Here is a 20657-nt window from a genome sequence, read left to right as displayed (position 1 = left end):
GTGCTGAGCCCATACCGCTGAGCCAATTCCCCGGCTTTCGAAAGGTTGTCACTGTGTCCGGTTCCTCGATGTCGCGCCGTACGCTGCTGCGCTCCATAGCCGTCGGCGGGGCCGCGGTCGCGGCCCCCTCCCTGCTCACCGCGTGTTCCACGGATTCGAGCGGCGGCGGTTCGGTCAGCAACGCCAACAAGAAGGCCACGCCCTGGCCGACGTACACGCCCGCCAAGGGCCCGAAGCCGGACCTCGCGCCCACGGCCGAGGGCGTACAGCCCGGCTTCACCAAGTACCCGGAGAAGCTGGTGCGGGCCACGGCCGAGAAGCCGGGCAACGGCAAGCAGAAGATCAAGGTCATGACCATCACCTACGGCACCCCGCCGAAGCCGGTCGGATCGAACAAGTTCTGGCAGGCGATGAACGAGGCCCTCGGTGTCGAGGTCGAGTTCTCGGTCGTGCCGGACGCGGACTTCCGCTCCAAGATGTCCACGCTGATGTCCGGCGACGACCTGCCCGACATGATCAACTTCGGTGGCGGGTACGTCCTGCCCCGCGAGTCGCAGTTCGTGAAGTCGCGCTGCGCGGACCTCTCGGAGTACCTGTCCGGTGACGCGGTGAACGACTACCCGAACCTCGCCAACATCCCCACGTACGCGTGGGAGGGCATGGGCCGCGTCTCCGGCGGCATCTACGGCCTGCCGGTCGAGCGCGCCAAGGTGCAGGGCGCGATGTTCATCAACCGCGAGGCCTTCGACAAGGCGGGCTACAAGCCCGGCATGGCGGCGGCCGACTTCCAGACGATGGCCAGGGAGGCGTCGCGGGACAAGAAGTCCGCGCTCGGCGCCTCGTCGGTCGGCTTCTTCGGCTACCTCTACCACGCGATGTGGCACGGTGCGCCGAACCAGTGGCAGATCAAGAACGGCAAGGTCACCGACATGTACGGGACCGACGAGTTCAGGGCCGCCCTGGAGTACATGTCGAAGATGCGCAAGGCGGGTTCGTACAACTCCGACGCCACCTCGATCTCCCAGGTCGACCTCAAGACGCAGTTCTACAACGGCACCGTCCGCTCGATGACGGACGGCTGGGGCGCGGTCATCTCCAACGCGCAGGGCATCAAGGACGAGTTCACGCTGGACGCGGCCGTGCCGTACGTGGTCGACGGCGCGACGCCCGTCTACCAGCAGAACCGCGGCTGTTTCGGCTACACCGTCATCAAGAAGGCCTCCAAGGACCGCATCAAGCTGATGCTGCGGGTCCTGGACTGGCTGGCGTCGCCGTTCGGCTCCAAGGAGTACGAGCTGATGCACTCCGGGGTCGAGGGCACGCACTTCGAGTACGACAAGAACGGCGACCCGATCCCCACCTCGCTCGGCCTGGTGGAGAACAAGACGAACCTCCCCTTCGCCTACCTGATGGACGCACCGCAGCCGCTGTACTTCCCGGGCTACCCCGACCTGACCAAGCGGCTGCACACGTGGGAGAAGGCGGTCGTGCCGAACCTCGTCCGTGATGACCACTGGGGCCTGATGTCGGACACGTACAACCGGCAGGGCGCGTCCATGCAGCAGGTCATCGAGGACGGGGTCACGGCGATCGTCTCGGGCCGCAAGAAGCTGTCCGACTGGGACGCCGTCTACAAGAAGTGGCAGACGCAGGGCGGCGAGAAGGCACGCGAGGAGTTCGCGAAGGAGCACGAAGCCGCGCACTGATCCGGCGCGGGCGCGGGATGATGGGTCCGGGGCGGGCTGCCGTGGGGGCAACACCGCCCCGGATACTGCTACTTGACCCCGGGCACGGCTACTGGATCCGGGCACGCGCCCCTGACCGGGTGCTGCTACATGAACCGGGTACTGCTACATGAGGAGACACAGTGGGTGAGCGGGTCACCATCCGCGATGTGGCGGCGCGGGCGGGCGTCTCGGTCGCGACCGTCTCGCGGGTCCTCGCGGGCAACTACCCGACGTCGACGGCGTCGCGCGCGAAGGTGCTGCGGGCCGTCAAGGACCTCGACTACGTGGCCAACGCGCACGCGCGCGCGTTGGCGGGCGCGGGCCGCAAGACGATCGCGGTCCTCACCTTCGACGTGGTGAGCTCCTTCTTCGCCCATGTCGCGCAGGGCGTGGAGATGGAGGCCGCCCAGCGGGGCAGGCTCACGCTGGTCGCGTCGACGGGCAGTGATCCGGCCCGTGAGCTGGCCCTGGTGCAGATGATGCGCGAGCAGGCCGCCGAGGCGGTGGTGCTCGTGGGCGGGGTCATCGAGGACGACGAGTACCGCGAGCGGATGGCGCGGTACGCGGAGGCGCTGGCCGCGGCGGGCTCCCGGCTGATCCTGTGCGGGCGTCCCGCGCCGGCGCCGGACGTCCCCGCGCTGGTCGTCGAGTACGACAACGAGGCGGGGGCGTACGCGATCACGAGCCACCTGCTGGGCGCGGGCCACCGCAAGATCGCCCTGATCGGCTACCAGCCCGGCCACACCACGGGCGACGCCCGGGTCGCCGGGTACCTGCGCGCGCTTGCCGACCACGGGGTGCCGCGCGAGGAGGCGATCCTGCACGGCATCGGCTTCGGACAGAACCACGGTTACGAAGCGATCATGGACCTTCTCAAGAAGGCGGACGGAAAGCCGGACTTCACGGCGGTGTTCGCGGGCGACGACAGGGTGGCGGCGGCCACGATGATCGCGCTGCGGGAGTATGGGCTGCGGGTCCCGGAGGACGTCTCCGTGGTCGGCTACAACGACGACCCCGTGGCGGCGGACATCACCCCCGGCCTGACGACGGTGCACATCCCCGCGGAGGAAATGGGCCGCACGGCGGTCCGCCTCGCCCTGGCGGGGGCGCCCCGGGCAGGCCAGGAACGCCATCTCCTGGGCACCCACATCGTGATCCGGGAGAGCGTACGGGGGCTGCGGGGAGGCGGGGCGTAGGGGCCTGGGCCGTTGCTGCCGCGTGCCCGGCGGGGCCGGGGGGCTGGGGGGACGCCGCTTCGGAGTGCACCGGCGGTATGCCCTGAACCGCCGCTCCGCGCCGGGTGTCTCCCGCCCACCCACCCGTTTGCCCCGGGTCGAGTCCCCGGGGGGACAGGCGTGCCACCGCTCGGCGCCCACGCCAAACCGCCGCTTCGCGACGGAAGCACCCCACCCACCCGATTGCCCGGCATCCAGGCGCTACAGGGTGATAGCCGCTCCTGACGTAGCTGTACCGCTGCCGGGCAATCGGGTGGGGGCGGGAAGAATCCGGCGCGAAGCGGCGGTCCAGGGCAGCGCACAGCGCAGACGCACGCACGGCGTAGCCGACGCCCCACGTCAGTCGCCAAGCGAGGGCCCGGCGTGGGCGCCGGGCGATGGCACGCCTGCCACCGGGACTAGACCCGGGGTAATCGAGTGGCTGGGTGGGTGGGAAAGATCCGGCGCGAAGCGGCGGTCCAGGGCAGCGCACAGCGCAGACGCCTCTCGGCGGTTCACTGGAGGGACCCTGGCTGGCCCGTGGTCAGTACCGCATCCGCCACGGCCCCCGGGGCGTCCCGCATGACGAGGTGGCCCGAGGGGGTTGCCACATGGAAGGTCGCGTTGAGGGAGGTGGCGAGCGAACGCTGGCGGGTGAGCCAGCCGCCCGCGCCGTTCGCGTACGCCGCGAGGACCGTCGCCGGGAGTCGGGGCGGCAGGGGGAAGCCCCGGCGGAGGGCGGTGAGTTCGAGCGCCGTGTCCGCGTACGTCGCGTACTCCAGCAGGGCCCCCTGCCACACACGACTCACCCCGTAGACCCGCCTCACCACCCCCGCCGACGCCACGTCACCCCGCACCGCCGCCCTCCGCACCGCGGGCCCCACCGCCCGTGGCAGCCCCACCCCGCCCAGCACCGCCCCGCCCACCCGGGCCGCCCCCACCCGCACCCCGCACGGGACCCGTACCTTCGGACGTTCCTCGACGCTGGAGTCGAGCAGGACCAGGCCCGACGTGCGCTCCGGATGGAGGCGGGCGAACGCCTCGCAGTGGAAGCCCGCCAGGGAGTGCCCGACCACGGTGGCCGGTCCCGCAAAGCCGAGCGCATCGAGGATCCGCACGATCCGCCCGGCCTCGCCCGCGAGCGTGGGCGGCACGCGCGCGTGCCCGCTCAGCCCCGACCCCGGCCGGTCGAAGCGGACGACGGTCCGCGCCGGGGCGAGGATCTCCACCACCGCGTCCCAGTCGAACCACGCGAGCCCGAGCCCCGCGCTCAGCACGCACACAGGGCCGCTCCCCGTCACCCGCACGTGGTGCGGCACTCCCCCGATCCGTACGAAACTCATCCGCGCCGCACCACCGCCCTCGCGAGGAACCCCAGCCAGACCGCGATCAGCAGTACCTGGAGCCGCTGCCCCATCCCCAGCGCCCACGTGCCGTACCCCGCGTCGAAGGCGGCGATGGAGGCCAGGGTCCAGACGGTGGCGGCCAGTTCGAGGAGCAGGAGAAGGAGGCCGGTGGAGTCCGCGAGGGAGGGCAGGAGCCCGTGCCTCCGTGCGGCGAGCGTCAGGGCCACCATCCCCACCAGCGCCCCCGTCACCGCGACACTGCTGCTCACCACGTGGGCCGCGTGCGTCGCGGGCAGGAGCCCCGCCCGCTCCCTGGCCATGCAGTCCGCGTCGGCGGTCGGCGCGCAGCTCATCGAAAGGCGGGAGTCGACCGCGGTGGCCGCCCCGAACAGCGCGAGCCCCGCCCACCCCACGACCGTGCTCCACCGGCGCGGCAGCCACAGCAGCGCGCCCGCCGCGCCCGCGAGGATCAGCAGCCCGGCCGTCAGGTCGGTCGTGCGGAACAGCGTGCTGAACGGCTGGTCCCGGGCCGCGAGTTCACTCACGTACGACGTCAGCGGCGAGAGTCCCGTGCCGAGGCAGGCTTCGAGGAGCCATGCGCTGTAGGCGACCGCGCCGAGCATGAGGAAGGCCGAAACGGCGGCAGAAGCGGAGAAGGAGGCGACATCGGAGCCGGGCTCCTCGCGGCACGCGACAGGCCCGACCGGAGCGACTTGTACCACTTTGTCCGTACTTGTCATGGGCTCATGATCAGTCGGGCACCGGGGGCCCGCATGTCGCGGAATACCCGCCGGGGGTAAGGTTCCGCCCATGGCGGCCATGAAGAGATCAGCGAACGGCAAGCAGCTCCTGCTGCTCGCCGCGCTGCTCTTCGGCATCGTGACGATGCATACGCTGGGCCATCCGACCGGCCACTCACCGAGCTCTACGGCACGTCACTCGTCCTCATCGAGCTCCATGGCGACTCACTCGTCGAGCGCCGCGACGGTTCACTCACCGGGCCCCGCAACGGGTCTCTCCGCGAGTCACGCACGCGGCCCCGAACAGGACGTCGACCGACACCGGATGAGCGGGACGAGCCCGACGACCACGAGCGACCCGACGACCGTGAGCGCCCCGGCGACCGCGGGCGACCCGGCGACCGCGGGCGACCCGGCCATGCCGGGGATGGGCGGGATGGACCCTCTGTCCGTCTGCCTGGCCGTCCTCGCCGCCCTCACCCTCGTCCTGCTCCTGAAGGCGGGCCTGCTGCGGCCCGGCGGCTTCGCCGCCCCCGTGCGCCCGCTCGCCCGGCTGCTCGACGGGCCGCGGCCCAATCCGCCGCCGCCCCGCATACTCCTCTCCCGCCTCTCGGTGCTGCGCATTTAGGCCGGCGCACCGGCTGCTTCGCACTGCCCGCGACCTGGCGGATCCCTGATGGGAACCTCCGGGCGTCGAGCGGTGCATCAAAAGCAGCAGATGCGCCCATCTGCACGCACCACTACGACGAGGTGTACTCAGCCATGCGCAATCAGCCCCTGCGCACCCCTTCCCGCCGCACCCCTTCGCGCCGCGCCCTGCTCGGCGCCGCGACCGCCGTCGCCGGTTCGGGAATCCTGACGGCCTGTTCCGGATCCGGCTCCGGTGGCGGCTCCGGCCACGCCGGACACGGCGGCGGCTCCGAGCCCGAGGGCTATGTCGACCCCTCCGGCAAGGAGGTCGCCGCCGCGGAGAAGAAGCGGACCAAGGACGGCGGCACCGTCCGCGAGGTGAAGCTCATGGCCATGCAGGCCAAGCTCGACCTGGGCGGCCGCACGGTCAGGACCTGGGCGTACGGCGACCGGCTCCCCGGCAAGGAAGTCCGCGTCACCGCGGGCGACACCCTCGCCCTCACTCTCGCCAACCACCTCCCCCGGGCCACGTCCCTGCACTGGCACGGCCTGGCCCTGCGCAACGACATGGACGGCGTCCCCGGCCTCACCCAGCAGAGCATCAAGCCGGGCGCCGACTTCACCTACCGCTTCGCGGTGCCGCACCCGGGGACGTACTGGTTCCATCCCCACTCGGGCACCCAGCAGGACCGCGGTCTGTACGCACCACTGATCGTCGACGACCCCAAGGAGCCCTTGAAGTACGACAAGGAGTGGGTCGTCGTCCTGGACGACTGGGTCGACGGCGTGGACGGCTCGACCCCGGACGCCGTCCTGAGGGAACTCAGCGAGGGCATGGGCGGCCACGACATGGGCGGCGACGACATGGAGGGCAACGGGAGTGACACGGGCGGCGGCATGGATCACGGCGGCGGCCACGACATGTCGAACATGTCCCTCCGCACGGACGCGTCCCCAGAGCCCAGCACCAGCACCAGCCCCAGCCCCAAGCCGTCAGGCCCCTCCCGCATGATGATGGGCGCGAAGAGCGACCTGCTGGGCGGCGACGCGGGCGACGTGGCCTACCCGCATTACTTGGTCAACGGCCGCACCCCGGACGCCCCTTCCTCCTTCAAGGCCCGCCCCGGCGACCGCATCCGCCTGCGCATCATCAACGCAGGCGGCGACACCGCCTTCCGGGTGGCGCTCGGCGGCCACGAGATGACGGTGACCCACACGGACGGCTTCCCGGTGGAGCATGCGAAGACGGACGCGCTGCTCCTCGGCATGGGTGAGCGCTATGACGTCCTGGTCACCGCCAAGGATGGCGCGTTCCCGCTGACGGCGGCGGCCGAGGGCAAGAAGGCGGCGGCGCTCGCGGTCCTCCGCACGGGCGGCGGCGCGGCCCCCTCTGCCTCGACCCGCCCCAAGGAGCTGAAGGGCCGCCTCCTGACGGCGGACAAGCTGCGCGCCGCCCCGTCGGTGGCGCTCGCGTCCCGCAAGCCGGACCGCACGATCAGGATCCAACTGACCGGCGGGATGGCCAAGTACGACTGGGCGTTCGACAAGAAGCCCTACTCCCCCGACCGCCGCCACCCGGTCCGCGCGGGCGAGCGGGTCCGCCTGGTCTTCGCCAACTCGACGGCGATGTGGCACCCGCTCCACCTGCACGGCCACACGTTCAGCCTGGCCAACGTGGCGGGCGGCCCCCGCAAGGACACGGCGGTCATCCTGCCGAACGGCACCCTGACGGTGGACTTCGACGCCGACAACCCGGGCCTGTGGATGATCCACTGCCACAACGTCTATCACTCGGAGGCAGGAATGATGACGGTCCTCGGCTACCGCAGCTGACCGGCACCCCCAGGCGGGACGCCCCCCGTGGGCGTCCCCTCGGGGCGTCCCCAGTGGGGCGTCCCACATCCGCCCCGCAGGGCATCGCGTCGCTCTGACGATTACACTGGTCCTCGTGCCTCAACTACGCCTCGCCCTGAATCAGATCGACTCGACCGTCGGCGATCTCGCCGGGAACGTCGAGGCGATCGTCCATTGGACCCGGCACTCCGCCGAGCAGGGAGCGCACCTCGTCGCGTTTCCCGAGATGGCGCTGACCGGCTATCCCGTCGAGGACCTCGCGCTGCGGTCGTCCTTCGTCGATGCCTCGCGGGCGGCGCTGCGCGCGCTCGCCGCGCGGCTGAACGACGAGGGGTACGGAGAGCTGCCGGTCGTCGTCGGCTATCTCGACCGCACCGAGGAGGCCAAGCCGAAGTACGGCCAGCCCGCGGGCGCCCCGCGGGACGCCGCCGCCGTGCTGCACCGCGGCGAGGCCATCCTGACGTACTCCAAGCACCACCTGCCGAACTACGGCGTCTTCGACGAGTTCCGCTACTTCGTGCCGGGCGAGACCCTGCCGATCCTGCGCGTGCACGGCGTCGACGTCGCGCTCGCCATCTGCGAGGACCTCTGGCAGGACGGCGGCCGTGTCCCCGCGACACGCACCGCGGGGGCGGGTCTGCTGCTCTCCATCAACGCGTCCCCGTACGAGCGGAACAAGGACGACCAGCGCCTGGAGCTGGTGCGCAAGCGCGCGCAGGAGGCCGGCTGCACCACCGCCTACCTCGCCATGATCGGCGGCCAGGACGAGATCGTCTTCGACGGCGACTCGGTCGTCGTGGACCGGGACGGCGAAGTCATCGCGCGGGCCCCGCAGTTCTCCGAGGGCTGTGTGGTCCTGGACCTGGACCTCCCGGCCGCCGCGCCGCGGCCGCCGTCGGGCATCGTGGACGACGGACTGCGCATCGAGCACGTCACCGTCTCCGATGAGCCCCTCGCCGCGTACGAGCCGGAACTCACCGGCGGGTACGCCGAGCGGCTCGACGACGACGAGGAGGTGTACTCGGCGCTGGTGGTCGGGCTGCGTGCGTACGCCGCGAAGAACGGATTCAGCAGCGTCCTGATCGGCCTCTCCGGAGGCATCGACTCGGCACTGACCGCCGCGATCGCCTGCGACGCGCTCGGCGCGAAGAACGTGTACGGCGTCGCCATGCCGTCCCGCTACTCCTCGGACCACTCCATCGGTGACGCGGAGGAGCTGGCCCGGCGTACGGGTCTGAACTTCCGTACGGTGCCGATCGCCCCGATGTTCGACGCGTACATGGGGTCGCTCGGTCTGACCGGGCTCGCGGAGGAGAACCTCCAGTCGCGGCTGCGCGGCACGATGCTGATGGCCATCTCCAACCAGGAGGGCCACATCGTCCTCGCGCCGGGCAACAAGTCGGAGCTCGCGGTGGGCTATTCGACGCTCTACGGCGACTCGGTCGGGGCGTACGGGCCGATCAAGGACGTCTACAAGTCCTTGATCTTCCGGCTCGCCGAGTGGCGCAACCGCGCGGCGCTCGACCGCGGCCAGACGCCGCCGATCCCGGAGAACTCCATCAGCAAGCCGCCGAGCGCGGAGCTGCGCCCGGGCCAGGTGGACACGGACTCGCTGCCGGACTATCCGGTGCTCGACGCGATCCTGGAGATGTACGTCGACCGGGACCAGGGCGCGGACACGATCGTCGCCGCGGGGTACGACCGGGAGCTGGTCGTGAAGACGCTGCGGATGGTCGACACCGCCGAGTACAAGCGGCGGCAGTACCCGCCGGGCACGAAGATCTCCGCGAAGGGCTTCGGCAAGGACCGGCGGCTGCCGATCACCAACCGCTGGCGCGAGTCCGTCTGACCCGGGGTGGGCGGCACCGTCCTGGTCCCGCCCACCCACCGGAATCACCCGGCGTGGGACGACTCCCGCAACGGCTCCCCCGAAGCCACGAGCCGCTCACTGCCGACCGAGGGCGACCGCAGGTCCACCAGGTACGCCACCCCGGCCACCCCGAGGCCCAGCACGGCGAGCGCCGCGCCCGTCAGCGCCGGGGAGGTGACCCCGAAGCCCGCGGCGAGCGCGAGGCCGCCGATCCAGGCGCCGCCCGCGTTGGCGAGGTTGAACGCGGCCTGGTTGGCGGAGGAGGCCAGGGACGGGGCCGCCGACGCCTTCTCCATCACCATGAGCTGCAGGGGCGACCCCGTCGTGAACGCCGCCATGCCGAGCAGCGTCACCGCGAGCGCCGCGCTCCACGCCGTACCCATCAGGACCGGGAACAGGGCGAGGACCACGACCAGCGCCGTGAGCCCGCCGAAGAGCGTGCCCCGCAGGGAGTGGTCGGCGAGCCGGCCGCCGAGCAGGTTGCCCGCCGTGGCACCGACGCCGAAGAGTGCCAGGAGCAGCGTGACGCTGGATTCCGCGTAGCCCGCGGCGTCGGTCAGCATCGGGGTCACATAGCTGTAGGCGGAGAACAGCGCGCCGAAGCCCGCCACGGTCGTGCCGAGCGCGAGCCAGACCGGGACGCTGCCGAGCGCCCGGAGTTCCCCGCGCAGGCCGCCGCTCTCGCCGTGGCCGTGGTCGGCGGGGACGAGGAGCGCCAGCGAGGCGATCGCCGCGAGGCCGATCGCGCTGACCGCGAGGAATGTCGCGCGCCAGCCGAGCTGCTGCCCCATCGCCGTGGCCACGGGCACGCCCACGATGTTGGCGACGGTCAGGCCGAGGAACATGAGCGAGACCGAGCGTGCCTTGCGCTCGGGGGCCACCAGGCCGGTGGCGACGACCGCGCCGACGCCGAAGAACGCGCCGTGCGGAAGGCCGCTCAGGAAGCGGGCGGCCATCAGCCAGTGGTAGTCGGGGGCCGCCGCCGACAGCGCGTTGCCCGCGACGAAGAGCACCATGAGGCCGATGAGGACCCGGCGGCGCGGCATGCGCGCGGTGACCGCGGCGAGCAGCGGGGCGCCGATGACGACACCCAGGGCGTACGCCGAGACGAGGTGCCCGGCGGTGGGGATGGATATGTCCAGGTCGTCCGCGACGTTGGGCAGCAGGCCCATCATCACGAACTCGGTCGTACCGATGCCGAAGGCGCCCACGGCTAGGGCGAGCAGGGCCAGGGGCATGAAGAACCTTCCGGGGGAGCGCATGAGGGACTGGTGTTCCGTAAGTTTACGTACGGAACAAACCCTCTCGGGCCCAGTATTCCGCGAGGTTAAGAACGCATGTGCAGCACGTGGCAGGAGGGACCCGGGGCTAGGGCCCTAGAGCTCCAGGCGGGCCGCGATCGGCAGGTGGTCGCTGCCCGTCTCCGGCAGCGTCCACGACGACAGCGGCTCGACGCCCTTGACCATGATCTGGTCGATCCGCGCCATCGGGAACGACGCGGGCCAGCTGAAGCCGAAGCCGTCGCCCGCCGCGCCCTGCGTGGACCGCATCTGCGAGGTGACCGCGTTCAGGGCCCGGTCGTTCATCGTGCCGTTCAGGTCGCCGAGCAGCACGACCTTGGAGGTCGGCTCGTCGGCGATCGCCTCGCCCAGAGCGTCCGCGCTCGCGTCACGCTGGTTGGCGGTGAAGCCCGCGTCCAGCTTGACCCGCACCGACGGCAGGTGGGCCACGTAGACGGCGACCTCGCCCTTGGGGCTCGCGACCGTCGTCCGCATCGCGCGCGTCCAGCCCAGCTTGATGTCGACGGGCTTGGTGCCGGTCAGCGGGTACTTGCTCCACAGGCCGACCGTGCCCTGCACCGAGTGGTACTTGTACGTGCCGGCCAGGGCCTTCTCGTACGTCGGGACGGCGTCCGCGGTGAGCTCCTCCAGGGCCACGACGTCGGCGCCGGACGCGGCGACGTCACGGGCGGTGCCCGACGGGTCGGCGTTCTCCGCGTTCACGTTGTGCGTGGCGACCGTCAGGTCGCCGCCCGCACCGGACTTGTCGGTGATCAGGCCGCCGAAGGAGCTCACCCAGATGATCCCCGGAAGCAGCACGGCGATCAGCGCGGTGGCGGACTTGCGGACGAAGCCGATGACGAGCAGCACCGGGACGAGGAAGCCGAGCCAGGGCAGGAACGTCTCGATGAGGCTGCCGAGGTTGCCGACGCCGTTCGGGATCTGGGCGTGGAAGAGCATCACCAGGGCGAGCAGCACCGCGAACCCGGCGGTGACGAGCCCACGCCGCCAGATGCCCCGGTCGTTCCGCCACCCGTCGACCAGGCGCCGGAACCGAGCCCCCTGGCGGCCGGGTTCCGAGCCGCCGCTGCCCGTCTCCGTCACATACGCCTGCGCCATACGCTCGTCGCCTCACTGCTGCCGTGCAACCGTCCTCGCCCCTGAAACCCTAGGCGATGATCGGGTGTCCTCCCCGCCGTCCGTGACGGCCGTACGGGACGAGGACGAGCGGCGCGGGGCGGCAGGTTCCGCATCTCGCCGCACAACGGGGCCGCTGTGACGAAACGCGCACATTCACCCCGTGGGCCGCAGCCCCGCGAGCACGGAGTCGACGATCCGCTCGGCGAGGTCCTCGTCGAGCGGGTCGTCGGAGCGCAGCACGGTGCGTACGAGCATGGGGCCGACGAAGAGGTCGTTGGCGAGCACGATGTCGATGTCGTCGCGGAGTTCGCCGTTCTCCATGCCGCGGCGCAGCACCTCGCGCATGACGCGGCGCTGGGGTTCGACGACGGTCGCGTGGTAGGCCTCCCACAGCTTCGGCAGGCTCTTCATCTGCGCGAACACGTTGTGCAGGAGCGCGGAGGAGCGCATGTTCACGCCGCGCCTGCGCAGATGTTCCAGGCAGACGATGATGTCGCCGCGCATCGAGTCCCCGGCCAGCACGGGCTGCGGGTCGTCGATGCCGCGCAGGATGTCGACGAAGAGTTCCTCCTTGCCGCTCCAGCGACGGTAGATGGTGGCCTTGCCGACACCCGCCGTGCGGGCGATCCGTTCGATGGAGAGGTCGGCGAGGGGCACACCGTCCTCGATCAGCTTCAGGACGCCCTCGACGATCGACCGCTCCACGGCCTCACTGCGGGGGCGCCCCCGGACGCCTTTGGCGATGTGGCCCACGTCAACTCCGTCTCTCCTCGTCCGGCGCTCTGCCGGGCCGATTCTCCCTGTCCTGGTCAGCGCCCCGCGCCCACCGGGTCGGCCTCCGGCTTCTGGGCCTCGGGCTCCTGGGGTGTGCGGCCCGGCAGGAACAGGGCGACGACCACGACGCCGATCAGGGCGACGCCCGCACCGCAGAGCGCCGTGATGTGCATGGCGTGCAGGAAGGAGTCGTGGGCGGCGGTGACCAGGGGTTCGCCGCGCGGGCCGAGCTTGGCGGCGACACCGAGGGTGGCCTCGATGGACTCTCCCGCGGTGTGCCGGATGTCGGCGGGCAGCAGCGTGAGCTTGTCCTCGACGCCGCTGCGGTAGGCCGCGGAGAGCACGGAGCCGAGCACCGCGATGCCCAGGGCGCCGCCGACCTGGCGGAAGGTGTTGCTCAGGGCGGAGGCGGAGCCCGCCTTCTCGCGGGGCAGCGCCTGCATGATGACGACGCTGGCGGGAGTCATGATGTGCGCCATCCCGGCGCCCATCAGGAAGAACATGACCTCCAGGATCCAGATCGGGGTGTCGGCCTCCAGGATCGTGAAGGCGGCGAGCATCGCGGCCAGGAGCAGCAGCCCGCCCGCACACACGGCGCGGACGCCGAAGCGGTCCACGACGAGGCGGGCGCGCGGCGCGAAGATGAGCTGGGCCGCGGCGAGCGGCAGCATCAGCAGGCCGGTCTGCAGCGGCGAGTAGCCGCGGACGCTCTGGGTGTAGAAGACCGCGAAGAACGTCACGCCCATCAGCGCGAAGAAGACGAGCGCGAGGGAGCTGATCGCCGCCGAGAAGACGCGGTTCTTGAAGTACGAGATGTCGATGGACGGGTGGTCGCTGCGCTTCTCGTACAGCACGAAGCCGACGAGTACGGCGAGGCCCGCGACGATGGTCGCGAGAACGGCCGGGTCGGTGAAGTCGGCGAGCTGGCCGCCCTTGATGATGCCGTAGACGAGCAGGACGAGGCCGACGATGGACAGGCCCACGCCCACCAGGTCGATCCGGCCCGGCTTCGGGTCGCGCGACTCGGGCACGAGCCAGATCATCAGCCCGATGGCGACGATCACGATCGGCACGTTCACCAGGAAGACCGAGCCCCACCAGAAGTGGTCGAGGAGCACGCCGCCGGTGATGGGCCCGATCGCGATGGCGAGGCCGACGCCGCCGGCCCAGATGCCGATGGCCTTGGGCTGCTCGTCGCGCTCGAAGACGTTCATCAGGACGGCGAGGGTGGCGGGCATCACGAAGGCCGCGCCGAGACCCATCACCGCGCGGAACAGGATGAGCTGGACCGGGGAGCCGGATTCGGCGGCGAGCGCGGAGCCGATGCCGAAGACGGCGAGGCCCGCGAGCAGCACCTTCTTGCGGCCGAGCCGGTCACCGAGCAGCCCTGCCGTGAAGAGGAGCCCGGCGAAGACCAGTGTGTAGGAGTTGATGGCCCACTCCAGGTCACTCTGGGTGGCGCCGAGACCCGTGGGCTCCGGGGTCGAGATCGTCTTGATGGCGACGTTCAGGATCGAGTTGTCGAGCACCACGATCAGCAGGCTCAGCATCAGGACGCCGAGGATCGCCCACCGGCGCCGGTGAACGGCTTCCGGTATGCGTGGGGTGGTGACGGCTGGAGTAGTCATGGCTCCCACCCTAGGCCCATTTCGATACGAGACCGTCTCGTATTGTAAAGACTTTACCGAAGGGTCCACTAGCCGCCGGGCGGCACGCGATGCCACCATGGAGGTGATCCGGGGACGCCGTCAGGGCGCCTCGAGATAACAGAAGGAGCCGTTGCGATGACGCAACTTCCGGCTGCCCAGAACCAGCCTGCGAGTCCCGCCGCGAGCCAGTCCACCGACAGCAGCAAGGCGCTGTACGGAGGCAAGAGCTCCCGCCGCATCACCGTGCGGGACATCACCGCCGCCAAGGAGCGGGGCGAGAAGTGGCCCATGCTCACCGCGTACGACGCGATGACCGCGTCCGTCTTCGACGAGGCGGGCATCCCCGTGATGCTGGTCGGCGACTCGGCGGGCAACTGCCACCTCGGGTACGAGACGACCGTGCCGGTCACCCTCGACGAGATGACCATGCTGTCCGCGGCCGTCGTACGGGGCACGTCGCGCGCCCTGATCGTCGGTGACCTGCCCTTCGGCTCGTACCAGGAAGGCCCGGTCCAGGCCCTTCGCTCGGCGACGCGCCTGGTGAAGGAGGCCGGTGTCGGCGCGGTGAAGCTGGAGGGCGGCGAACGCTCGCTCCCCCAGACCGAGCTGATCGTCTCCTCCGGCATCCCCGTCATGTCCCACCTCGGCCTCACTCCGCAGTCCGTGAACACCATGGGCTACCGCGTCCAGGGCCGCGGCGACGAGGCGGCGCACCGTCTGCTGAGCGACGCGAAGGCCGCGCAGGACGCGGGCGCGTTCGCGGTGGTCCTCGAACTGGTCCCGGCGGAGCTCGCGGCCGAGGTCACCCGCTCCCTGCACATCCCGACGGTCGGGATCGGCGCGGGAGCGGCGTGCGACGCCCAGGTCCTCGTCTGGACCGACATGCTCGGCCTCACCGGCGGCAAGATGCCGCGCTTCGTGAAGCAGTACGCGGATCTGCGGGGCGTGATGAGCGGCGCGGCCAAGGCGTTCGCGGAGGACGTGGTGGGCGGGGCGTTTCCCGCCGCGGAGCACTCGGTCCACTAGGGCCACCAGGTCCGCCCGTACCACCCGTACCACCCGTACCCCCGGGAGCGCGCCGCGCGCCCGGCACATGAGCCATAGCGGCACCACCGGCAGCCCGTCGATCTTCCCCCGTCGACGGGCTGTCCGCCTGCCACCGACCGGGTGTAGGCGGCCTGTCGGTGGTTTGTCGGTGGCTGCTGCCACTCTTGCGGCATGACGCGAATCGACAACACCCCCGGCGGCGCAGGAAGCGCCGTCACCGTGAGGGGACTGGTCAAGCACTACGGCGAGACCAAAGCACTGGACGGCGTGGACCTCGACGTACGCGAAGGCACCGTCCTCGGCGTGCTCGGTCCGAACGGCGCGGGCAAGACCACCCTCGTCCGCTGCCTCTCCACCCTCGTCGTCCCGGACTCGGGCTCGGCCTTCGTGGCCGGGTACGACGTCGTGAAGCAGCCCCGCCAGCTCCGCCGGGTCATAGGCCTCACCGGTCAGTACGCGGCCGTCGACGAGAAGCTCTCGGGCCGCGAGAACCTGTACATGATCGGGCGGCTCCTCGACCTCTCCCGCAAGGAGTCGCGGGCGAAGGCCGACGCTCTCCTGGAGCGGTTCTCGCTCACCGAGGCGGCGAGCCGCCCCTCCAAGACGTACTCCGGCGGCATGCGCCGGCGCCTCGACCTCGCGGCGTCGATGATCGGCAGCCCGTCCGTCCTCTACCTGGACGAGCCGACCACCGGCCTCGACCCCCGCACCCGCAACGAGGTGTGGGCCGAGGTCAAGCGCATGGTCGGCGACGGCGTCACCGTGCTGCTCACCACCCAGTACATGGAGGAGGCCGAGCAGCTCGCCTCCGAGCTGACCGTCATCGACCGCGGCAAGGTCATCGCCAACGGCGGCATCGACGAGCTGAAGGCGAAGGTCGGCGGCCGCACCCTGCGCATCCGCCCGGCCGACCCGCTGGAGCTGCGCCCGCTGGCCGGCGCGCTCGACGACATGGGCCTCACCGGCCTCGCCACCTCCACCGTGGACGCCGAGTCCGGCACGGTCCTGGTGCCGATCCTCAGCGACGAGCAGCTCACCGCCGTGGTCGGCGCGGTCACCGCGCGCGGCATCACGATCGGCTCGATCGCCACCGAACTGCCCAGCCTGGACGAGGTGTTCCTCTCCATCACCGGACACAAGGCCAGCGCCCCGCAGGACGTCCGCCCCGAACTCGAGGAGGTTGCCGTATGAGCACCGCCACTCTCACGCCGCCCCTCCACCAGGGAGAGGCCGACGCCCGTATCGGGCTGCGCGACCACGTGCGCCACACCAGCGCCCTGGTCCGCCGCAATCTGCTCTGGATCCGCCAGGACCCCGAGTCGATGTTCGACGCGGTCCTGATGCCGATCGTCTTCACGCTCCTGTTCGTGTACGTCTTCGGCGGCTCCATCGGCCAGGCGCTCGGCGGCGGTCAGGACCAGTACGTGCAGTACGTGGTGCCCGGCATGATGGCGATGATGAGCATGAACATCGCCATGGCCGTCGGCACCGGCTTCAACCAGGACTTCCAGAACGGCATCATGGACCGTTTCCGCACCCTGCCGATCGGCCAGGGCTCGGTCCTCTTCGCCAAGGTCGTGGTGGAGCTGATGCGGCTGCTCATCGCGACGACGATCATGATGATCGTCGGTGTCCTGGTGGGCTTCGACATCACGAACTGGGCCGGGCTGTTCGCCGCCGTGGGCCTCTCCGCGCTCTTCGGCACGTCGATCATGTGGATCTTCCTGGTCCTCGGCGTCACGATGAAGAGCGCCCAGTCCGTGCAGGCGATGGGCTTCCTGGTCCTGATGCCGCTGCAGTTCGGCTCGTCGATCTTCGCGCCGACCCAGTCGATGCCGGGCTGGCTGCAGGGCTTCACCGACTACAACCCGCTGTCCTCGCTCGCGGACTCCGCGCGCGGCCTGATGGTGGGCGGCCCGGTCGCCCACGACGTCTGGGTGACGGTCGGCTGGTCGGTGGCGCTCACGCTGGTGATGGCGCCGATCGCGATCCACAAGTTCCGCACGAAGAACTGAGTGCGTACGCGCTAGCCGGTGATGTACCTGTCGCAGAGGGCGGCGGCCTCCTCCACGGAGAGGCTGCCGCCTTCCGCGTACGCGGCCTCGTACGCGGTGTCACCCAGTGCCCCGCGGGCCGACTCCACGGCGGCCGTGACGATTTCGCGCTCCGCGGCGGGCGCGAAGTGACCGGGCGGCAGCTCATGGGCCGCGACCGCGAGCAGCCGCACCGCGTCGTGGGCGCACCGGCCGCCGTCGAGGGCGGCCAGGGCGCGGGCGGCGGTGGCGAGATGGACGGAGGTCATCTGCGGAGCCATCATCTTGCTGAGCGGGTCGCGGGACTTGTCGAGCGCGGCGCGCGCCGCGGCGAGACCCTCGGCATGCCGGCCGTCCACGGTGTGGATCCAGGCCTCGGCGCCCAGCATGAAACCCTCGAAGATGACGAACTCGGCGGCCTTGAACTCCTCCCGGAGCAGCTGGAGTTGCTGCCGCGCCTGGGCGGTGCGGCCGGTGCGGGTGAGCAGGTCGACGAGGAAGAAGCGGGCCGCGGGCAGGGACTCGCTGGAGTTCGCGGCGGCCTTGCCGTCATGGTCGAGGACCGACCAGAGCAGTTCCTCGCCCCGCTCCATTTCGCCCGCCTCGGTGAGCACCGCCCCGAGCCGGGCCGTGAGCACGCTCACCTGCGCGGGGGCGCCGAGCCGCTCCGCGTGCCCGATGGCGGCCTCGAAGTCCTCGGCGGCCAGGGCGAACCGGCCGCGCCGCTCATGGGCCTCGCCGCGCGAGGACAGCGCCTCGGCCATGCCCCACACGTCGCCGAGCCGGTCGAAGATCTCCAGGGACTCGTCGGCGTCACGGCGGGCGTCGCCCGCCCGGTCGGCCCGGTTGGCGAGGACGTTGGCGCGCTGCTGCAAGGACGCGGCGAGCTCCCAGTCGTACCCCCGCTCGCGGCAGGTGTCGATGGTCGCGTCGATGATGCGGTGCATCCGGTCGATGTCACCGTCGAGCAGGACCGCGAAGAACCACAGGCTGCCCGGCGACCAGCAGGTCTGCGGAAGCCCCGGCCGGTACGCCTCCCGGATGCCCGCGAGTTTCTCCAGGGCCTCCGGTGTCTGCCAGGAGTCCAGGTTCATGTCCATGCAGGAGAGCTGGATGAGGTGAACACCTCGCCGTGCCTCCTGGAGCACCTCGGGGCGCATGGGCGGCGGGTTGTCCGTGCAGCGTTCGTAGAGCGGTTCCACCGGCGTGACGGGACGCACGAAGGGGTCCGGGCCGAGGGCGATGACCTCGCGGGACCAGTTGCGGATCTCGATGCGCAGATCACGGATCGTCCAGTACCAGGACAGCGAGAGGACCAGGCAGAGCGCTTCCTGCTCCTCCCTGGCGGCGACGGCGTGCCGCAGGGCGGTGCGCAGATTCTCGTACTCGACCTCGAAGCGTTCGACGGCATCCCGCTGGCCTCCGCCCCGCAGGCGCGGTTCGGTCAGCCGGGCCAGCTCACGGAAGTACACCAGGTGGGCCCGTTCGGCGGCCTCGCGGTCACCGTCCTCGTCGAGCCGCTCCCCCGCGTACTCACCGACGGTTTCGAGCAGCCGGTAGCGCATGACGCCTTGCGGCGAAGGGGCGGCGACGGCAAGGGACTTGTCGACGAGGGAGCCGAGCACGTCGGCGACGTCCCGCGGCCGGAGCCCGGCCGCGGCCCCGCACACCGTTTCCGCGGCGGCCAGGTCGCAGCCGCCCGCGAAGACGGAGAGGCGGCGGAGCACGGTGCGTTCGGGGGCGTCCAGGAGGTCCCAGGACCAGTCGACCACCGCGCGCAGGGTCTGCTGGCGGGGCAGGACCGTGCGGGCGCCGTTCGTCAGGAGGCGGAAGCGGTCGTCGAGGCGGTCGGCGATCTGCCGGGGGGTGAGCATGCGCAGGCGGGCCGCGGCCAGTTCGATGGCCAGCGGCAGGCCGTCGAGGCGTCGGCAGATCTCGGCCGCCGCCGGCCGGTCGTCCTCGATGCGGAAGCCGGGCCGGGCCGCCGCACCGCGGTCCGCGAGCAGACGCAGTGCGATCGGCTCCGGCAGGGGCTCCACGGGGTGCAGCAACTCCCCCGGTACGCCGAGGGGTTCACGGCTGGTGGCGAGGACCGTCAGGCCGGGGCAGTGCGCGAGCAGCCGGTCCGCGAGGCGGGCAGCGGCGTCGATGACGTGCTCGCAGTTGTCGAGGATCAGGAGCATGCGGCGCGGTGCGCAGTGCTCGGTGAGGCGGACGACGGGGTCGTCGTCGTGCCACTCCGAGACGGCACGCAGCTCTTCGGCGCCCGCTCCGCGCAGGACCGTCTCGCGGGCGCCGAGCGCGGTGAGGACCGCCTCCGGTACCGCGTCCGGGTCGTCGACCGGGGCGAGTTCGGCCAGCCATACGCCGTCGGGCACGCCGTCGGCGTGGGCTTCGGCGGCCTCCTGCGAGAGCCGTGTCTTCCCGGAGCCGCCGGGCCCGAGCAGCGTGACCAGGCGGGCCCGTGCCAGGTCGCCCCGGATGGCCTCGATGTCGCCCTCCCGGCCGACGAACGACGTGAGCCTGGCCCGCAGGTTGCCCTGCGGTCTCCGGGGCGGCCGGGTCCGGGCAGGGGGCGGCTGCGGCTCGTCGGCGTGCAGCAACTCCTGGTGCAGGGCGCGGAGTTCGGGGCCGGGGTCGGCGCCGATGCGGTCCGCGATGAGGCGGCGCACTCCGTCGTACGCGGCGAGGGCCTGCGCCGGGCGGCCCGCGTCACGCAGGGCCCGCAGCCGCAGGGCCTGGAGCGGCTCGTCGAGGGGGTGGCCGTCGCACAGGGCGGCGAGCTCGGGAAGGACCTGCTCGGCCCGGCCCAGGGCGAGCGCGGCGGCCAGCCTGGCGCGGCGGACCTCCAGGCGGCGGGACTCCCAGCGGGCCGCGTCCGCCGTGCGGTCCGGGAGGTCGGCGAGCGGAGGGCCCTGCCAGAGGGCCAGGGCGTCGTCCAGGATCGCCGCCGCCTTGGCCGCGTCACCGTCGGCGAGGGCGTCCGTCCCCTCGGCCGCGAGGCGGTCGAAGCGGTGCAGGTCGACGTGGTCGGGATCGGCGCACAGCTGGTAGCCGCCGTCGCCGGAGGCGATCGCCCCGGCGCCGACCGCCCGCCGCAGCCGGCCCACCAGGGCCTGCAGCGCACCGGTCGCGTCGGCGGGCGGATCCCCGCCCCACACCTCGTCGACGAGCACGGCCGCCGGAACGGCCCGCGGGACGCGCAGGGCGAGGACCGTCAGCAGAGCGCGCAGCCTTGAACCGCCGACGGCGACAGGGGTGCCGTCGGCATGGAATGCCTGGGTGGTGCCGAGAATGCGGTAGCGCACGGGGTCCATTGTCTCCGGTCAGGATGAGGGGCGATGCAGGGCGCC

15 protein-coding genes are annotated in these 20657 nt (G+C 71.5%); 8 read left to right on the top strand and 7 right to left on the bottom strand.

Annotated elements, in window-relative coordinates; all coding sequences use genetic code 11:
* Positions 1-68: 68 nt before the first annotated feature.
* Together OG302_RS29350 and OG302_RS29345 are read left to right on the top strand one after the other, a co-directional pair.
* Positions 69-1706: a sugar ABC transporter substrate-binding protein gene (locus OG302_RS29350; protein WP_371529522.1), complete on the top strand. Its 1638-nt coding sequence runs from the start codon at positions 69-71 to the stop codon at positions 1704-1706.
* Positions 1707-1867: 161 nt separating this feature from the next.
* The gene (locus tag OG302_RS29345) at positions 1868-2923 is read left to right on the top strand and encodes a LacI family DNA-binding transcriptional regulator (protein WP_371529521.1); all 1056 of its coding nucleotides are present in this window, start codon (positions 1868-1870) and stop codon (positions 2921-2923) included.
* Between the two features lie 533 nt (positions 2924-3456).
* On the opposite strand, the gene OG302_RS29340 is transcribed toward OG302_RS29345, so the two are convergent.
* Together OG302_RS29340 and OG302_RS29335 are read right to left on the bottom strand one after the other, a co-directional pair.
* Positions 3457-4284 (bottom strand): alpha/beta fold hydrolase, encoded by an 828-nt coding sequence (locus OG302_RS29340; RefSeq protein ID WP_371529520.1) that lies wholly within the window; start codon positions 4282-4284, stop codon positions 3457-3459.
* Positions 4281-4910 carry a DUF998 domain-containing protein gene (locus tag OG302_RS29335; protein WP_371750269.1) on the bottom strand — a complete coding sequence of 210 codons (630 nt, stop codon included), beginning with the start codon at positions 4908-4910 and terminating at the stop codon, positions 4281-4283. Before OG302_RS29335 ends, OG302_RS29340 begins: the two co-directional genes overlap by 4 nt.
* A 187-nt stretch (positions 4911-5097) precedes the next feature.
* On the opposite strand from OG302_RS29335, the gene OG302_RS29330 reads away from it, so the two are divergent.
* From OG302_RS29330 to OG302_RS29320, 3 genes are all read left to right on the top strand, one after another.
* Positions 5098-5655, top strand: a complete 558-nt coding sequence (locus OG302_RS29330; RefSeq protein ID WP_371529519.1) for a hypothetical protein — start codon at positions 5098-5100, stop codon at positions 5653-5655.
* Between the two features lie 134 nt (positions 5656-5789).
* Complete coding sequence (locus OG302_RS29325) at positions 5790-7490, top strand: multicopper oxidase family protein (protein ID WP_371529518.1); 1701 nt, start codon at positions 5790-5792, stop codon at positions 7488-7490.
* Positions 7491-7605: 115 nt separating this feature from the next.
* The gene (locus tag OG302_RS29320) at positions 7606-9360 is read left to right on the top strand and encodes an NAD+ synthase (protein WP_371529517.1); all 1755 of its coding nucleotides are present in this window, start codon (positions 7606-7608) and stop codon (positions 9358-9360) included.
* 44 nt (positions 9361-9404) lie between these two features.
* Here OG302_RS29320 and OG302_RS29315 read toward each other — a convergent pair whose 3' ends face one another.
* The 4 genes from OG302_RS29315 to OG302_RS29300 all read right to left on the bottom strand — a co-directional run bounded on the left by OG302_RS29315 (position 9405) and on the right by OG302_RS29300 (position 14203).
* A complete protein-coding gene (locus OG302_RS29315; RefSeq protein ID WP_371750268.1) occupies positions 9405-10619 on the bottom strand; it encodes an MFS transporter in 1215 nt (404 codons plus the stop codon).
* Between the two features lie 138 nt (positions 10620-10757).
* Positions 10758-11780 (bottom strand): endonuclease/exonuclease/phosphatase family protein, encoded by a 1023-nt coding sequence (locus OG302_RS29310; RefSeq protein WP_371529516.1) that lies wholly within the window; start codon positions 11778-11780, stop codon positions 10758-10760.
* A 174-nt stretch (positions 11781-11954) separates the two neighbouring features.
* Positions 11955-12554 carry a TetR/AcrR family transcriptional regulator gene (locus OG302_RS29305; protein ID WP_371529515.1) on the bottom strand — a complete coding sequence of 200 codons (600 nt, stop codon included), beginning with the start codon at positions 12552-12554 and terminating at the stop codon, positions 11955-11957.
* Between the two features lie 56 nt (positions 12555-12610).
* A complete protein-coding gene (locus OG302_RS29300; RefSeq protein ID WP_371529514.1) occupies positions 12611-14203 on the bottom strand; it encodes an MFS transporter in 1593 nt (530 codons plus the stop codon).
* Positions 14204-14359: 156 nt separating this feature from the next.
* Between OG302_RS29300 and panB the strand changes: the two genes are divergently transcribed.
* The 3 genes from panB (at position 14360) to OG302_RS29285 (ending at position 17286) form a co-directional block, all read left to right on the top strand.
* The gene (gene panB / locus OG302_RS29295; protein WP_371529513.1) at positions 14360-15250 is read left to right on the top strand and encodes a 3-methyl-2-oxobutanoate hydroxymethyltransferase; all 891 of its coding nucleotides are present in this window, start codon (positions 14360-14362) and stop codon (positions 15248-15250) included.
* A gap of 192 nt (positions 15251-15442) precedes the next feature.
* On the top strand, positions 15443-16462 hold the full coding sequence (locus OG302_RS29290) for an ATP-binding cassette domain-containing protein (protein WP_371529512.1): 1020 nt from the start codon (positions 15443-15445) through the stop codon (positions 16460-16462).
* Positions 16459-17286, top strand: a complete 828-nt coding sequence (locus OG302_RS29285; protein ID WP_371529511.1) for an ABC transporter permease — start codon at positions 16459-16461, stop codon at positions 17284-17286. The genes OG302_RS29290 and OG302_RS29285 overlap by 4 nt, the downstream gene beginning before the upstream one ends.
* Positions 17287-17297: 11 nt before the next feature.
* Here OG302_RS29285 and OG302_RS29280 read toward each other — a convergent pair whose 3' ends face one another.
* Positions 17298-20621, bottom strand: coding sequence for a BTAD domain-containing putative transcriptional regulator (locus OG302_RS29280; protein WP_371529510.1), 3324 nt, complete (start codon positions 20619-20621; stop codon positions 17298-17300).
* Positions 20622-20657: the final 36 nt, after the last annotated feature.

The organism is Streptomyces sp. NBC_01283 (assembly GCF_041435335.1).
GTDB lineage: Bacteria > Actinomycetota > Actinomycetes > Streptomycetales > Streptomycetaceae > Streptomyces.
The sequence above is the reverse complement of the archived record's forward strand: the minus strand, read 5'-3'. Positions and strand labels throughout refer to the sequence as shown.

Coding starts and splice junctions, on each gene's coding strand:
- OG302_RS29310 (WP_371529516.1), bottom strand. CDS start 11,780: ATGGCGCAGGCGTATGTGACGGAGACGGGCAGCGGCGGCTCGGAACCC.
- OG302_RS29325 (WP_371529518.1), top strand. CDS start 5,790: ATGCGCAATCAGCCCCTGCGCACCCCTTCCCGCCGCACCCCTTCGCGC.
- OG302_RS29315 (WP_371750268.1), bottom strand. CDS start 10,619: ATGCCCCTGGCCCTGCTCGCCCTAGCCGTGGGCGCCTTCGGCATCGGT.
- OG302_RS29280 (WP_371529510.1), bottom strand. CDS start 20,621: ATGGACCCCGTGCGCTACCGCATTCTCGGCACCACCCAGGCATTCCAT.
- OG302_RS29300 (WP_371529514.1), bottom strand. CDS start 14,203: ATGACTACTCCAGCCGTCACCACCCCACGCATACCGGAAGCCGTTCAC.
- panB (WP_371529513.1), top strand. CDS start 14,360: ATGACGCAACTTCCGGCTGCCCAGAACCAGCCTGCGAGTCCCGCCGCG.
- OG302_RS29285 (WP_371529511.1), top strand. CDS start 16,459: ATGAGCACCGCCACTCTCACGCCGCCCCTCCACCAGGGAGAGGCCGAC.
- OG302_RS29290 (WP_371529512.1), top strand. CDS start 15,443: ATGACGCGAATCGACAACACCCCCGGCGGCGCAGGAAGCGCCGTCACC.
- OG302_RS29350 (WP_371529522.1), top strand. CDS start 69: ATGTCGCGCCGTACGCTGCTGCGCTCCATAGCCGTCGGCGGGGCCGCG.
- OG302_RS29330 (WP_371529519.1), top strand. CDS start 5,098: ATGGCGGCCATGAAGAGATCAGCGAACGGCAAGCAGCTCCTGCTGCTC.
- OG302_RS29340 (WP_371529520.1), bottom strand. CDS start 4,284: ATGAGTTTCGTACGGATCGGGGGAGTGCCGCACCACGTGCGGGTGACG.
- OG302_RS29335 (WP_371750269.1), bottom strand. CDS start 4,910: ATGCTCGGCGCGGTCGCCTACAGCGCATGGCTCCTCGAAGCCTGCCTC.